The organism is Streptomyces colwelliae (assembly GCF_048158785.1).
Lineage (GTDB): Bacteria > Actinomycetota > Actinomycetes > Streptomycetales > Streptomycetaceae > Streptomyces.
Genome location: NZ_JBLTJC010000021.1, coordinates 21,247 through 35,136, shown reverse-complemented (window position 1 = coordinate 35,136; position 13,890 = coordinate 21,247). Strand labels below are relative to the sequence as shown.

The 13,890-nt window shown below is 69.6% G+C and carries 15 protein-coding genes; 8 read left to right on the top strand and 7 right to left on the bottom strand.

What is annotated here, in order from left to right:
• Window positions 1-5: 5 nt before the first annotated feature.
• Window positions 6-527 (top strand): MarR family winged helix-turn-helix transcriptional regulator, encoded by a 522-nt coding sequence (locus ACNFOC_RS07045; protein ID WP_416957749.1) that lies wholly within the window; start codon window positions 6-8, stop codon window positions 525-527.
• 25 nt (window positions 528-552) lie between these two features.
• Here ACNFOC_RS07045 and ACNFOC_RS07040 read toward each other — a convergent pair whose 3' ends face one another.
• Window positions 553-1,614: an NAD(P)H-dependent amine dehydrogenase family protein gene (locus ACNFOC_RS07040; RefSeq protein WP_416957747.1), complete on the bottom strand. Its 1,062-nt coding sequence runs from the start codon at window positions 1,612-1,614 to the stop codon at window positions 553-555.
• Between the two features lie 87 nt (window positions 1,615-1,701).
• Complete coding sequence (locus ACNFOC_RS07035) at window positions 1,702-2,367, bottom strand: TetR/AcrR family transcriptional regulator (protein ID WP_416957745.1); 666 nt, start codon at window positions 2,365-2,367, stop codon at window positions 1,702-1,704.
• Window positions 2,368-2,512: 145 nt separating this feature from the next.
• Here ACNFOC_RS07035 and ACNFOC_RS07030 point away from each other — a divergent pair, with 145 nt between their 5' ends.
• The 6 genes from ACNFOC_RS07030 (at window position 2,513) to ACNFOC_RS07005 (ending at window position 8,643) form a co-directional block, all read left to right on the top strand.
• Window positions 2,513-3,793, top strand: coding sequence for an acyl-CoA dehydrogenase family protein (locus ACNFOC_RS07030; RefSeq protein WP_416957743.1), 1,281 nt, complete (start codon window positions 2,513-2,515; stop codon window positions 3,791-3,793).
• Window positions 3,790-4,812: a phosphotransferase family protein gene (locus tag ACNFOC_RS07025; protein WP_416957741.1), complete on the top strand. Its 1,023-nt coding sequence runs from the start codon at window positions 3,790-3,792 to the stop codon at window positions 4,810-4,812. The genes ACNFOC_RS07030 and ACNFOC_RS07025 overlap by 4 nt, the downstream gene beginning before the upstream one ends.
• Window positions 4,809-5,780 carry an NADPH:quinone oxidoreductase family protein gene (locus ACNFOC_RS07020; RefSeq protein WP_416957739.1) on the top strand — a complete coding sequence of 324 codons (972 nt, stop codon included), beginning with the start codon at window positions 4,809-4,811 and terminating at the stop codon, window positions 5,778-5,780. Before ACNFOC_RS07025 ends, ACNFOC_RS07020 begins: the two co-directional genes overlap by 4 nt.
• Window positions 5,770-6,621: an acyl-CoA dehydrogenase family protein gene (locus ACNFOC_RS07015; protein WP_416957737.1), complete on the top strand. Its 852-nt coding sequence runs from the start codon at window positions 5,770-5,772 to the stop codon at window positions 6,619-6,621. Before ACNFOC_RS07020 ends, ACNFOC_RS07015 begins: the two co-directional genes overlap by 11 nt.
• Entirely contained in the window at window positions 6,618-7,766 is a 1,149-nt protein-coding gene (locus ACNFOC_RS07010) for an acyl-CoA dehydrogenase family protein (RefSeq protein WP_416957735.1), read from the top strand. Before ACNFOC_RS07015 ends, ACNFOC_RS07010 begins: the two co-directional genes overlap by 4 nt.
• Window positions 7,767-7,851: 85 nt before the next feature.
• A complete protein-coding gene (locus ACNFOC_RS07005; RefSeq protein ID WP_416957733.1) occupies window positions 7,852-8,643 on the top strand; it encodes an enoyl-CoA hydratase in 792 nt (263 codons plus the stop codon).
• Between the two features lie 31 nt (window positions 8,644-8,674).
• Here ACNFOC_RS07005 and ACNFOC_RS07000 read toward each other — a convergent pair whose 3' ends face one another.
• From ACNFOC_RS07000 to ACNFOC_RS06985, 4 genes are read right to left on the bottom strand one after another with little or no spacing between them, the layout of a single operon-like run.
• On the bottom strand, window positions 8,675-9,478 hold the full coding sequence (locus ACNFOC_RS07000) for an SDR family NAD(P)-dependent oxidoreductase (RefSeq protein ID WP_416957731.1): 804 nt from the start codon (window positions 9,476-9,478) through the stop codon (window positions 8,675-8,677).
• Window positions 9,479-9,530: 52 nt separating this feature from the next.
• A complete protein-coding gene (locus ACNFOC_RS06995) occupies window positions 9,531-10,361 on the bottom strand; it encodes an NAD(P)-dependent oxidoreductase (protein WP_416957729.1) in 831 nt (276 codons plus the stop codon).
• The gene (locus tag ACNFOC_RS06990; RefSeq protein WP_416957727.1) at window positions 10,358-10,885 is read right to left on the bottom strand and encodes a nuclear transport factor 2 family protein; all 528 of its coding nucleotides are present in this window, start codon (window positions 10,883-10,885) and stop codon (window positions 10,358-10,360) included. The genes ACNFOC_RS06995 and ACNFOC_RS06990 overlap by 4 nt, the downstream gene beginning before the upstream one ends.
• Window positions 10,886-10,891: 6 nt before the next feature.
• Entirely contained in the window at window positions 10,892-11,914 is a 1,023-nt protein-coding gene (locus ACNFOC_RS06985) for a zinc-binding dehydrogenase (RefSeq protein ID WP_416957725.1), read from the bottom strand.
• A 118-nt stretch (window positions 11,915-12,032) separates the two neighbouring features.
• On the opposite strand from ACNFOC_RS06985, the gene ACNFOC_RS06980 reads away from it, so the two are divergent.
• Window positions 12,033-12,626, top strand: a complete 594-nt coding sequence (locus ACNFOC_RS06980) for a TetR/AcrR family transcriptional regulator (protein ID WP_416957723.1) — start codon at window positions 12,033-12,035, stop codon at window positions 12,624-12,626.
• 31 nt (window positions 12,627-12,657) lie between these two features.
• On the opposite strand, the gene ACNFOC_RS06975 is transcribed toward ACNFOC_RS06980, so the two are convergent.
• A complete protein-coding gene (locus ACNFOC_RS06975) occupies window positions 12,658-13,887 on the bottom strand; it encodes a metal-dependent hydrolase family protein (RefSeq protein WP_416957721.1) in 1,230 nt (409 codons plus the stop codon).
• Window positions 13,888-13,890 lie beyond the last annotated feature (3 nt).

Below are 13,890 nucleotides of genomic sequence, written 5' to 3'. Positions count from 1 at the left end.
GTCCCATGTCCACACCACCGGTCCCCGAAGCCCCCGCCTCCCCGGAGGTGACCGAGATCGAGCGAGCCCTCACTCGGATCACCTACCTGAGCACGCGCGCCCGCCAGCACGACCGGCTCATGGCTCTCGCCGGTGTGCCCCTGGACCGTGCGGCGGTGGCGTTGCTGCGGCAGGTCGCCGACTCCGAGCCGCTGCGCCCGGGGGAGTTGGCGCACCGCCTCGGAGTCGAGGCCTCGCATGTGACACGGACGGTGCAGCAGTTGCAGAAGTCCGGTTACGTCACGCGTGTGCCCGACCCCGACGACCGCCGGGCCCAGCGGATCGAGCTGACCGCGGCCGGCCGGAAGGCCGTGGACAGCGTCCGGGACGCCGGTGCGCGCGGCATGCAAATGGCCCTCTCCGAGTGGTCGACGGACGAACTGCAGCAACTGGCCACGCTGTTCCACCGTATGGTCGACGACTTCCTGAAGTACGCGATCGACGAGGACGGCGAGCCGGAGGTCGCGGTGCCGACGAGCACCGTCTGAGTGCCGGGTGCGGGTGGTCCCGGTCTCAGCCGAGGTCGGCGACGATCTGCGGGAGGTCGGCCGTCGTGCGGATCCCGGGAGGGGCCGCGCAGACGAAGGGCACGGCGTTCACCGCGCGGTTCGCGGTGTAGGAGGGGGACATCGCCGCCATCCGGTCGAGGGGCACGGGGAAGCGCAGGTCGATGTCGAGCGGCGCGTCCCCCTCGACCGCGACATGCCAGCCGGTGGCACGGAGGTCCCAGTCCGGGTCGAGGTCGGTGGTGCAGTACCAGTTGGCCCGGAACCGCAGCAGGGGTTGGCCTTTCCGTAGTCCGGACACGGTGATCCGCTGCGCGGCCACCGTGCCTACGGGCAGCGTGCCCGCGGCAATTCGGGTGGTGCGCCGGGCAGTTGCGACCTCACCCACCGCCTCCACCGAGTCGAGCGGCGCCGAGAGCGACTCGGCGAGCAGCCGCAACGACGGGCCGAAGCTGTCGCGCAGTCCGGCCAGGCGCTGCTCGCCGAATTCGGCAGGAGGCTTCCCGAAGCCCATCACCTCGAACAGCAGCCCGGGGGAGTCCCGTTGGGAGAGGTCCGCGAACTCGTCGATCGTCAGCGCGTCGAGCCGCCGCTGGATCGACGTGAGTGTCAACGGCAGCGCCTCCGTGATGAATCCGGGGCTGCTGCCCGTGCTGTGGACCGAGGTCCCGCCCCGCTCGCACGCGTCCTCGATCCGCTTCCGCGTGACCGGGTCGAGGCTCGGCGCGTGATGGAACTCGCCGCGTGTGGACACGACGTTCACGCCTGACGAGAGCAGGGCGCACACCTCGTCGAAATCGCACGTGCGCGGGGTGTAGAGGACACAGTCGGCGCCGAGCGCCAGGATCTCGTCGATGTCGTGCGTGGCGACGACTCCGGTGGTACCGATCTCGCCGCCGCTCAACTCACCCGCGTCCAGGCCTGACTTGGCCGGCGTGTGGACATACACGCCGGCCAGGGTCAGGTTCGGATGCTCCAGGACGGCACGCATCGTGCGGGCGCCGATGTTCCCTGTGGCCCACTGCACGACCCGGTAGCGCTGCACTCCATGCCGTAGTGGTTTGGTCATCGCCCACCTCCCGTTGCGGTGGGCGAGAACCGTACTCTCCGCTGTGGAGAGCGTCAATTACGTCGTCGGATACCTGTCGGACGTCCGTCAGCTGCGCACGGGGACGCCCGAGAGGCCGCCGAGACAGAACTGCCAGACCTCCTCGGCGCTGACCGCCGCCGCGTGGCTGCCGGCCGGGACGCCGTTGCCCTGTGCGACGAACATGACCGTCTGCATCAGGATCGAGGCCTGACGGCGGGGCTTGCCGGCGGGGATGACGCCGGCGTCCTCGGCCTGCTCGACCAACTCCGAGAACACCTGGTGCAGGGGGAGATGAGCGGTCGCCACCTGCGCGGGATGCTTCACGAGGAGTTGCAGTGCGAAGTCGCTGAACAGCGGGCGCTCCACACCGGGGTTGGACAAGGACTGCTCGAAGAGCATCGTCACGCCGAGCCGCAGCGCCTGGAGCGGATCCGACTGGGCGCCGGCCGCCTCGCGGATCTCCGCCGCCGACTTGGACAGCGCGTCCTCGAACAGGGCGAGCAGCAGCTCGTGTTTGCCGTCGAAGTGCTGGTAGAAGCTGCGCAGTGACTGTTTGGAGCGGTCCACGACCTCCTGGACCGTGAAGTCCGTCGTCCGCTTCTCCGCGATGAGTTCCTGCGCCGCGTCCAGGAAGCGCTGCACACGTTGTTCGGCGCGGAGCTTGGCGGCACGGGTGGAACGCTCAACGGCGCGCTGGCGCCAGGCTGGTTGTTCTTCGGGGACAGCTGTCACCCGAAGAACGATACTCCACTTCAGCGGTAACACCTCGGCTTCCCCTACCGAAGCCCACACTGCAAGTTTCGAGACTCTTACTTGCGTGAGATGAGAATGATATTCTCACCGCCATCCGTCCGGGCTGGCAGGAGGTTCGTCTGACATGGCATGGGACTTTTCCACCGAGCCGGAGTTCGAGGAGAAGCTGGAGTGGATCCGGCGGTTCCGCTCCGAGCGCGTGGAGCCGCTGGACCTGCTCCATCCGGACCGGGCGTACCACCCGCTCGACGACGAACTCGGCCCAATAGTCCGGGCGTTGAAGCAACAGGTCCGTGACGAGGGCCTGTGGGCACCGCACCTCGGACCCGAGCTGGGTGGGCGCGGCTTCGGCCAGGTCAAGCTGGCGCTCATCAACGAGATCCTGGGCCAGTCGAGTTGGGCCCCCGTCATCTTCGGCACGGCCGCTCCCGACACCGGGAACGCCGAGATCATCGCCCGCTACGGCACCGACGAACAGAAGGAGCGCTACCTCCGGCCACTGCTGGAAGGCGAGTGCTTCTCCTGCTTCTCCATGACCGAGCCGCAGGCCGGCGCCGACCCCACGATGTTCACCACCCGCGCCGAACGCGACGGCGACGACTGGGTCATCACCGGCCGTAAGTTCTTCTCCTCCAACGCCCGCACCTCGAAGTTCGTCATCGTGATGGCCGTGACGAACCCCGACGTCAGCCCGTACAAGGGCATGTCGATGTTCCTCGTGCCCAGCGACACCCCCGGCGTCCGCATCGAGCGCCACCTCGGCATCATGGGCGAGGCCACCGACGAGGGCATGCACGCACTCATCGCCTACGACGGCGTCCGCGTCCCCGCCGACGCGCTGCTCGGCGGCGAGGGCCAGGCCTTCGCGATCGCCCAGACCCGGCTCGGCGGTGGCCGCGTCCACCACGCGATGCGGGTCGTGGGCCAGAGCCAGAAGGCGCTCGACATGATGGCCGAGCGGGCCCTGTCCCGCGAGACCCAGGGCGAGCGGCTCGCGGACAAACAACTCGTGCGCGCCGACCTCGCCGACTCCTACGCCCAACTCGCCCAGTTCCGGCTCTTCGTGCTCTACACCGCCTGGCAGATCGACAAGTACCAGGACTACAAGCGGGTCCGTAAGGACATCGCCGCCATCAAGTTCCTCACCCCGAAGGTGCTGCACGACGTCGTGTACCGCTCGATGCACCTGCACGGCGCCCTCGGTGTGTCGAACGAGATGCCGTTCTCCGACATGTGGAACGGCGCTGCCGTCATGGCGGTCGTCGACGGCCCCACCGAGGTCCACAAGATCACGGTCGCCCGTGACGTCCTGCGCGGCTACGAAGCAGCCCCCGGCCTGTGGCCCACCCAGCACCTGCCCACCCGCCGCGAATGGGCCCGGAAGCAGTTGGAGGACCTGCTGTGACGCTCGCCGACACGGAATCGCTCGCCCGCTGGCTGGACGACCAGGGCATCGCCCCCGGCGAACCCGTCGAGACGTCGTACATCTCCGGCGGCACCTCCAACGACATCTACGGCATCCGGCGCGGCGAGGTGAGCATGGTGCTGCGCAAACCGCCGGAGAAGGTTCCGCCGGGGCGCAACGAGACCATGCTCCGCGAATACCGCGTTCTCAAGGCCCTCAACGGCACGGACGTCCCGCACCCCGAGGCGATCGCCGTGTGCGACGACACGAGCGTGCTCGGATCCTGCTTCTACTTGATGGCACATGTCGACGGCTGGTCGCCGATGAACTCCGACGGCTGGCCCGAACCGTTCCTCAGCGACCTGTCGCTTCGCCCCGAACTCGCCTACCAACTCGTCGAGGGCATCGCCAAGTTGGGCAACGTGGACTGGCGGGCCCAGGGACTCGAGGGCTTCGGCCGACCGGACGGTTTCCACGACCGGCAGGTCGACCGCTGGCTCGCCCACCTCGCCAAGTTCAAGTTCCGCGAGATACCCGGCCTGGAGAACGCCGCCGCCTGGCTGCGAGAACACCGTCCCGCCCACTGGGAACCCGGCATCATCCACGGCGACTACCAGTTCGCCAACGTCATGTTCCAGCACGGCGCCCCCGCCAGGCTCGCGGCCCTGGTCGACTTCGAAATGGCCACGGTCGGCGACCCGTTGCTCGATCTCGGCTGGGTCGTCATGGGCTGGCCCGACGCCGACGAGGACCGGACCCAGAAGGGATACGTCGACTACACCGGCATGCCCGACCGGGCCGACCTGCTGGAGCACTACGCCAAGGTCAGCGGACGCGACGTCAGCGAGATCGACTACTACGTGATCCTCGCCCGGTTCAAGATGGCCGTGGTCCTCGAAGGCGGCTACGCCCGGCACATGAAGGGCGAGGGCGGCAACCCGAAGATGGTCCACTACGGCGACGTCGTCCTGCAGATGGCCGCCCAGGCGGCCGAACTCGCCGCGACGACCCGGCTATGAGAGCCGCCCGCTGCCACACCGTCGGCGGCCCGGTCGTCGTCGAGGACATTCCCGAACCAGCCTTCCCCGGAACGGAGTTCACCGAGGACGAGGGCGGCATCCCGGTCGACGTGCACTACGCGGCCGTCAACTTCGCCGACGTTCTCGTCATCGACGGCGCCTACCAGGTGAAGGCGGAACCGCCCTTCACCCCCGGCAGCGAGTTCGCCGGCGTGGTCGCCGCGTCCGCGAGCGGATTCGAGAAGGGCGAGCGGGTCTTCGGCTCGATGTTCGTCGGGGCCTTCGCCGAACGCGTCACCGCCCGCCCCGCCGGCCTGAGCCGTATCCCCGAGGGAATCCCCACCGAGCGCGCGGCGGCCTTCGGGGTCGGCCACGCCACCGCCTTCGACGCGCTGCGCCTGGTCGCCGACGTACGGCCCGGCGAACGGGTGGCCGTCCTCGGCGCGGCCGGCGGGGTCGGCCTCGCGACCGTCGAACTCGCCGCACTGCTCGGCGCGGAGGTCGTCGCCGTCGCCTCGACGGAGAAGAAGCGGGCGGTGTGCGCCGAGCAGGGCGCGCGGCTCACCTTGCCGTACGACGATCTGAAGCGGAGCCTGCGGGACGCGGGCGGGGCCGATGTCGTGATCGACCCTGTCGGCGGGCCGTACGCGGAGGAGGCGTTGCGGGCCATGCGCTGGGGCGGACGGTTCGTGAGTGTGGGGTTCGCGAGCGGGGAGATCCCGCGTATCCCGCTCAACCTCCCGATGCTCAAAGGTGTCAGCCTGCACGGCTTCGACCTCGGCGGCTGGGCGCGGCACCGGCGGGACGAGCTGGTCGCCGCCCGCACCGAACTCCACGGACTGTTCGCCGCCGGGAAGATCCGGCCCCGCGTCCACGCCGTGTATCCGCTCGCCGACGTCGCCGAGGCCCTCGGCCTGGGGCGCCGCGCCATCGGCAAGGTCCTTCTGGAGGTCGCGCATGGAGTTTGAGTTCGACGACGAACAGCGGCTGCTCCAGCGAGTGGTCCGCGAAACGGTCACCAAGTCACGGTCCCTGCCCGAGAAACAACTCTGGGACACCTACCTGGAGTTGGGCTGGCTGGAGGCTCCTCCGGTGGAACTGGCCATCGTCCTGGAGGAGTTGGGGTATGCCGCCGACCCGACGCCCTTCCTCGCCACGGCCACCTGGTTCGCGCCACTGGCCGGACGGCTGCCGCACGGCTCCGGCACCGGCGTCTTCGACGGGGAGGGGAAGTTCGTCCTCGACGCCGACCGAGCCGACGAGATCGCCCTTCTCACCTCCGAGGGCGTGGTCGTACGGGACGGAAAGGACCTGGCGACCGAGCGGCTGTCCGTGTTCGACCCGACCCTGCACGTCGCCCGGGTGGACGCCCCGGACCTGGTCGCCGGAGTACCGGACCTGGCCCTCATGGGCCTGGCGGTGAGCACGGTCGGCAGTTGCCGGCGCATCCTCGACCTGGTCGTCGCCCATGTGAAGCAGCGGCATCAATTCGGTGTCCCCATCGGCTCGTTCCAGGCCGTCAAGCACAAGGCCGCCGACATGTACGTAGCCATCGAACGCGCCAAGGTGCTCGCCTACTTCTCCGCGCTCACCATCGCCGAGGACGACCCGCGCCGCGGCCGGGCCGCCGCGATGGCGAAAGCCGCCGCCGGAGACTGCCAACGGGTGTGTTTCCGCAACGGGTTCCAGCTGTTCGGGGCCATGGGCTACACGTGGGAGAACGAGCTACAGATCCATCTCAAGCGGGCCAAGGCCGGGGACCTGCTCCTCGGCACGGCGTCCGAGCACAGGAAGGCGCTGCTGGTATGAGGCTGGCCCCCGACCCCGAGGTCGAGAAGTTCCGCGCCGATTTCAGCGACTTCCTCGACGCCCACCTGCCCACCCCCGAAGAGGCCACGGTCCGCTCCAAGTCCAGCGCGGACATCCCCGATTGGGCCCGGCGCTGGCAGCGCAAGCTCTTCGACGCGGGCTGGCTGCTGCCCGCCCAGCCGCCCGAGTACGGCGGCCGTAACGCCACGCTGCCCCAAGTCGTCGCCCACCTGGAGGAGTTGTCCCGGCGGCGGATCTACCACAGCTTCAACCCGCAGGGCCTCAACATCATCGCGGCCTCACTGCTGACCTTCGGCACCGAGCAACAGAAACGCGACTGGGCCGTACCTCTGCTGCGCGCCGAGATCACCGCGTCGCTCGGCATGAGCGAGCCCGGAGCCGGTTCCGACCTGGCCGGGCTGAGCACCCGCGCGGTCCTTGAGGGCGACCACTTCGTCGTCAACGGACAGAAGGTGTGGACCTCGGGTGCGCACGACGCCGACGTCCTGCTCACCTTCGTCCGCACCGACCCCGATGCCCCCAAGCACAAGGGGATCAGCGTCCTTCTCATCCCCACCGACTCCGAGGGCCTGGTCCGGCGGCCGTTCGGCTCGATCGCCGCGCCGGACGACCTCGACTTCAACGAGGTGTTCTTCACCGACGTCCACGTCCCGAAGGAGAACCTCGTCGGCCCCCTCAACGAGGGCTGGCGTGTGGCCAACGGCTCGCTCGGGCACGAACGGACCCTGCTGTGGGTGCACTACGCCGAGCGCATGGACGCCCTGATCCAGGACGCGGCCTGCGACGAGGAGTGGTACGCCACCCTCCAAATGGACGTCCAGGCACTGCGGTTGCTCGGCTACCGGCTGCTCGGACCCGACCGGAATCCGGTGGAGATCTCGGTGCTCAAACTGCTCGGCTCCGAGGCCGCGCAGAACGCCGAACTGCACGCCCTCGAACAGCACGGCGCCGAGGCGCTGTTGCACCCCGTGCAGACAGGGCCGTACACCCATATGAACTTGCAGACGTTCAACGCCAGTTGGTTCGAGCGGTACGCACGCAGCTTCGGCGGGACGATCGCCGGCGGCACCTCCGAGATCCAGCGCAACATCATCGCCGAGCGCATCCTCGGCCTGCCGCGCTGAAGCCGTCGTAGGCCACAACTGTCATACGCCAGAGCCGATATCCGCCAGAGCCGTCATTCCAGAGAGCCGACAGAGGACAAGACGTATGGACGAGATCCTGTACGAGGTCGACGGCCGGGTGGGGATCATCACCCTCAACCGGCCCGAGGTCGCCAACGCGCAGAACAGTGAGCTCCTCGACGCCCTGGACGCGGCCTGGAGCCGGGCCGCGGCCGACGAGGACGTGAAGGTCGTTCTCCTGAAGGCCAACGGCAAGCACTTCTCGTCGGGACACGACCTGAAGGACCGCTGGCCGGCGCCGAAGGAGATCACCCTGGAGTGGATCTACAGCGCCGAGACCCGCCGGTACCTGGAGTACACCCTGCGCTGGCGCAACGTACCCAAGCCGACGATCGCCGCCGTGCAGGGCAAGTGCATCGCGGGCGGACTGATGCTGTGCTGGCCCTGCGACCTGATCGTGGCCGCCGAGAACGCCGAGTTCTCCGACCCCGTCGTCCACATGGGCATCGGGGGAGTCGAATACCACGGACACACCTGGGAGTTGGGCCCGCGCAAGGCGAAGGAGATCCTCTTCACCGGACGCGCCGTCACCGCCGAGGAGGCGGAGAAGGTCGGCATGGTGAACAAGGTCGTCCCGCTGGACCAACTGGGCACCGAGTCCCTGGAGTTGGCCCACCAGATCGCCCGGATGCCGTCCTTCGGCCTCCGTCAGGCGAAGCGGGCCGTCAACCAGAGCCTCGACGTCCAGGGCTTCTACGCGGCCATCCAGTCCGTGTTCGACATCCATGAGACGGGACACGGGAACGCGCTGAGCGTGAGCGGATATCCCATTCTCACGCAGCTCGACGCCATGAAGGAACGCATCAAGGGCCAGTAGGCCGCTGGATCGATGGGCCGGACCGCGACCGTCACCGCTCCTTGTGCGCGGTCGCGCCCCGGCTCATCGCCAGGACCGCGTCACGGCGGCTCAACGCCCCGAACGGTGAGCCGCCGGTCGGGGTGGGGCTGCCGCAGATCCAGGTCGGACCGTCGGAGAGATGGTCGAGCGCCTCGGCGGCCACATCGTCGGGGTCGGCCAAGTCGCCACCGTAGGAACCCCCTTGGACGCCTTCGGTGCGACGCAGGGACGGGGTGTCGGTCCTGCCGAGCACCAGCCCCAGCACATCCACCCCGCTGCCCTGCCACTCCGCCCACAGGCTCTCCGCCAGGATGAGGTCGAACGCCTTCGACGCACCGTAGGCGGCGAGCGTCGCACCGCCCGCCCACGCGGCCCCCGAGGTCACCAGGACCACGGCTCCGCGCTTGCGCGCCACCATCGGGCCACCGAAGCGGTACGCCGCTTCGAGTACGGCCGTGCAGTTGCGCCGCACCAGCCCGAGATGGGTGTCGAGGTCCTTGTCGAGGAACGGGACGCTACGGTCGTCGCTGCCCGCGTTGTACACGAACAGACCGACCTCCAGACCGGCGGTCGCATCCTCCAGCTCCGCCAGGGCAGTTGAGGAGCTGAGGTCGAGCGCGACCGTGCGGACCTCGACGCCGTAGCGCGCGCGGATCTCCTCGGCGGACGCCTCCAGCACGGGCAGGCGCCGGGCCACCAGCACGACGTTCATCCCCTGGGCGGCCAGCCGGTGGGCGAACGCGGCACCCACCCCGTCCGACCCGCCGGCGATGACACCCCACGGCCCGTACTTGGTGGTGAGGGATTCGGTCACTTCGTGTCTCCTCAATAAAGTTCAGTCAAATCGGCCAGTTCAGTCAGATCGGTCAGATCGTCCGGGACGAACGGAGAACCTTCTTCTCGACCGCGTCCGACGACAGCACCGTCCCGATGATCCCCAGGTCGGCGCCGGTGGCGCGCGCGACCTCGCGCACCACGCGGACGTCCTTGCTCATCAGGTCCGCCAGCCGCTCCGCGACCGCGTCGACCGACCCGCCCCCGGCGACGACACCGAGCGCCCGGCTGGCCCCGCTGCCGTGCTGGAGCGCCGCGAGAATCACCTTCTCGTCGATCCCCAGCGACCCCGCCACGCGCACCGCGTCGACCGCGAGACCGACCTGGGCCACGAACAGGGCGTTGTTGACGAGCTTGACCCGCTGACCGTTGCCGGCCGGTCCCACGAACATGACCGGCGAGGCGTACGTCTCCAACAGCGGGCGCGTCTCCTCCAGTCGGGCTTCGTCGCCACCGACCCACAGCGTGAGGCGGCCCGCCGCGATGTCGTGCGGGCCGCCCGAGAGCGCGGCGTCCAGCACCCCGACACCGTGCTCCGCGCCCGCCTCGAAGAGCAGGCGGGCGGTCTCGGGGTCGGACGTGGTGTGCTGGACGAGCGTGGACCCCGCTGTCATGGCCGCGATGGCGCCGTCCGGGCCGAGGCACACCGACCGCACCTGCTCGTCCGTCAGTACGACGACGAACACCGCGTCGGCGTCGCGCACGGTCGCCTCGATCGTCTCGGCCCAACCCGGCCCGTCCGCACGGGCGTCGGCGCGCTGCTCCGGGTGGCGTGAGTGGACGGTGACGTCATGCCCCGCGGCAACCAGGCGCTCGACGATCGGCTGCCCCAGACGGCCCGACCCGATGAACCCGATCCTCAACTCTCCTCCAAGGACGGTGCGTTGGACGTCGGAGCCAGCATCGCTCGGGGGCCCTCGGTGCCGTCGAGGTTGGCGTTGACCCGCTCGGAGATGCGCCAGCCCTCCGAAGTACGCACCCAGCGCCAGGTGTTGGCGGAGACCTGGAACACCCAGAACCGGCCGGCGTCGGCGTCCCAGCGGAGGTGCAGCGCGTGGTTGCGTCCGGTCGCGTGATCGCCGTCGACGACGACGTGCGGCGCGGTCAGGATGTGACCGCAGCCGGTGTGGATCACGCTCTGGTGCCCGGGGCCGTGGACCATGCCGACGATGCCGTCCCGCCCCTCCATCCGCAGGTGGGGGATCGCGTCGAAGACGCCGTCCTCGGTCCAGAGTGCCGCCGCAGCCTCTCCCGATCCGCTGTCGACCGCCGGACCGTACTGGGCGACGAGCTGGGTGATCTCGGCCCGGTCCTCCAAGGCGCGCACCTTCGCCGCCAACGTGTCGACGGTGGCGCGCAGTTGGGCAAGTTCGTCGGTCTCGCTCATGGGTGATCAGCTCCCTGGTACGACGATGATGCGGGCCGGTCCATTGGCGTCCCGTGCGGCGTCGAGCGCGGCCGGCACTCCGTCGAGACCGACGGTGTGGCCGAGCATCGGCCCGACATCGAGGCCGCCGGAGCAGACCGCCCGGAACGCCTCGTCCCAGTGGTCCATCGACGGGCCGCCCCCGAACTGGATGTTGAGGCCCTTCCGCTTGGCGGTCAGGGTGTGCAGATGGTCGCCCTCCGGCGGACCGCCGACGGAGAAGATCCGGGTACCGCGCTCGCACCCCTTGATGATCGAGTCGAGAACGCCCGGGACGCCGACGCACTCGAACACGACACAACTCGCCCGGCTGCCGGCCGCGTCGCGCCACGCCTCGTACGGCGAGACCTCGGCCGGGTCGACGACCACGTCGGCGCCCATGGCCAGCGCGGTCGCACGACGTGACGCCACGAGATCGGCGGCCACGATCGGGCCGATGCCGAGGTTCTTGAGCCGGCCGATCGCCGAGAGAGCGATGGCGCCGCAGCCGATGACCAACGGCGCCTCGCTCGCGGACAGTTGGGCGCGGGACGCGGTCGACCAGCCCACCGAGATCGCGTCGGCGACACACACGGTCTCGCTCGGCAGGTCCGACACCACGACCCGGGTGATGGCCTCGGTCAGCAGGAACAACTCGCCGAACCCGCCGGGTGCTTCGGGGCTCTGGCCGATGATCCTGCGACCGGCCGGGGTGGCCAGTACGGGCAGCGAACTCACCCGCGTACCGACCGGGATGCGGCGCTCGGTGCCGGGGCCGTGGTCCACGACCTCGGCGCAGTACTCGTGGCCCATCACGATGTCGACGTCCTGGTCGTACGTCGACATCCCGCTGTCGTCGTCGGCGCCCGCCTCCGGATGGTCCATGAAGTGCAGATCCGACGCGCAGATCCCGCACGCCAGCGAGCGGACGAGAAGTTGGCCCGGTCCAGGGACCGGATCGTCGACGGTCCGCGCCTCGACGCTCCCGCCCCGGAGCGCAGCAGCACGCATCTGACTCTCCTTCGGTCTCCGAAGTACGCCCCTTCGGGACTGTAGCCACACACCGGGAATTACAGAAGACCGTCTCCTATAATTAGGGAAACATGGCCCGGTCACTACAATCACCGGCATGGCAGAACCGCGCCGCGCCCCGGGCCGTCCACGAGACACGAGCATCAACGAACGGGCCCTCGCGGCAACGCGCGAACTGCTCGTCCAGCGCGGCTTCGACGCGACGACGATCCAGGCGGTGGCGGAGCACTCCGGCGTGCACGCCTCCGCCATCTACCGCCGCTGGCCGTCCCGGATCGAGCTGATCGAGGAGGCCACGTTCCCCGGACTCAGCCCGCTGAGCGTCCGGCCCACGGGAGACCTGCGCCGCGACCTACGGCGGTTCATCCGGGCCTACTTGGCGGCCTTCGGCGCTCCCGCGGCCCGCGCCGCCGCGGCCGGTCTCCTCGCGCACTCCCAGACGTCGAACACGCCCCGGCCGCCGGAGATGCTGCTGCGCGTGTCGGCGCGACCGCAGTTCCAGGACATCCTGCGCGCCGCGCCGACCGGAAGCGTCGACCCCGCCGTCGACCCGGACGACGTCTTCGACATGCTCCTCGGCGCCGTATTGACCCGCACTCTCCTGTCCACGGTCACGGCCCGCAACCGCCCCGTCGAGCGCACGGTCGAGATGATCGTGCGGATGCTACGGCCGCTCGACGGGCCGGTGTGATCAACTCCCGTGATCGGCCTGGGCGTTGGTGTCAGAGGCGTTCGTCGCGGAACACCTTCCCGCCCTTCATCACGAACCTGACGTCCGCCATCACGGAGATGTCCTCCAGCGGATTGCCCGGGACCGCGATCAGATCGGCGAGCAGGCCGTCCGCGACGCGGCCGCGGTCGTCGGCGTCGATCAGCTCCGCCGCGTTGACGGTCGCCGCCTGGAGCGCCTCCAGAGGTGTCATGCCGCGGTCGACCAGGGCGATCAGCTCCTGGGCGCCACGGCCGTGCGGAATCGCCGGTGCGTCCGTGCCCAGAGCCATCCGGACGCCCGCCTTGCCGGCCCTGGCCACCACGGTTTTCGCCCGGGGGAAGATCTCGGCGGCCTTCGCCTTCAGTTCGGGCGCGGCATGGGACATGTCCATCCCGTCGATGAGAGCGGTGGTCGGCACCAGGAAAGTGCCGCGCTCCGCCATCAGCGCGATGGTGTCGTCGTCGAGCAGGAATCCGTGCTCGATGCAGTCGATGCCCGCCTCCACCGCAGAGCGGACGGCGTCGGCCCCGTGGGTGTGGGCCGCCACCTTCAGTCCGCGCCGGTGGGCCTCGTCGACGATGGCGCGCAGTTCCTCGTCGGAGTAGTGCTGCGCCCCGGGGGTGCCGGTGTGGGACATGACACCCCCGGACGCGCAGACCTTGATGAGCCGAGCCCCGTGCTTGATCTGGTACCGGACGGCCTTGCGCACCTCGTCGACGCCGTTGGCAATGCCCTCCTCCAGGGAGAGAGGCATGATTCCGGGGGCGAACGCGGCGAACATCGTGGGGTCGAGATGGCCGCCGGTGGGTGTGATGGCGTGTCCGGCGGGCACGATGCGCGGGCCGTCGATCCAGCCGGCGTCGATGGCCTTCGCCAGCGCGACGTCCAGCAGATAGCCGCCCGTCTTCACGAACAGGCCGAGGTTGCGGACCGTGGTGAACCCCGCGCGCAGGGTCCGCCGGGCGTTGCCCACCGCGCGGAGCATCCGCAGCGGGGGATCGTCCTGGACGGGGGAGAACGCGAGCGTCTCTCCCCGGCCGCCCATCAGGAGGTTGACCTCCATGTCCATGAGACCGGGCAGGAGAGTCACGTCGCCGAGATCGAGAACCTCGCTCTCGCTGGCGTCCCCGCCCTCGCTGCCGCCGCGCGTGATGCGGTCGCCCTCGACCGTGATCAGGCCCGGCGACTCGAACTCGCCCGTCTCCACGTGCAGTACACGCGCCGCTTTGAGCGTGAGCACGAC

Excerpts from the sequence above, each read along its gene's own strand:
- ACNFOC_RS06980 (WP_416957723.1), top strand. The coding sequence starts at position 12,033 with ATGGCAGAACCGCGCCGCGCCCCGGGCCGTCCACGAGACACGAGCATC.
- ACNFOC_RS07005 (WP_416957733.1), top strand. The coding sequence starts at position 7,852 with ATGGACGAGATCCTGTACGAGGTCGACGGCCGGGTGGGGATCATCACC.
- ACNFOC_RS06985 (WP_416957725.1), bottom strand. The coding sequence starts at position 11,914 with ATGCGTGCTGCTGCGCTCCGGGGCGGGAGCGTCGAGGCGCGGACCGTC.
- ACNFOC_RS07020 (WP_416957739.1), top strand. The coding sequence starts at position 4,809 with ATGAGAGCCGCCCGCTGCCACACCGTCGGCGGCCCGGTCGTCGTCGAG.
- ACNFOC_RS07030 (WP_416957743.1), top strand. The coding sequence starts at position 2,513 with ATGGCATGGGACTTTTCCACCGAGCCGGAGTTCGAGGAGAAGCTGGAG.
- ACNFOC_RS07040 (WP_416957747.1), bottom strand. The coding sequence starts at position 1,614 with ATGACCAAACCACTACGGCATGGAGTGCAGCGCTACCGGGTCGTGCAG.
- ACNFOC_RS07015 (WP_416957737.1), top strand. The coding sequence starts at position 5,770 with ATGGAGTTTGAGTTCGACGACGAACAGCGGCTGCTCCAGCGAGTGGTC.
- ACNFOC_RS07010 (WP_416957735.1), top strand. The coding sequence starts at position 6,618 with ATGAGGCTGGCCCCCGACCCCGAGGTCGAGAAGTTCCGCGCCGATTTC.
- ACNFOC_RS06990 (WP_416957727.1), bottom strand. The coding sequence starts at position 10,885 with ATGAGCGAGACCGACGAACTTGCCCAACTGCGCGCCACCGTCGACACG.
- ACNFOC_RS07045 (WP_416957749.1), top strand. The coding sequence starts at position 6 with ATGTCCACACCACCGGTCCCCGAAGCCCCCGCCTCCCCGGAGGTGACC.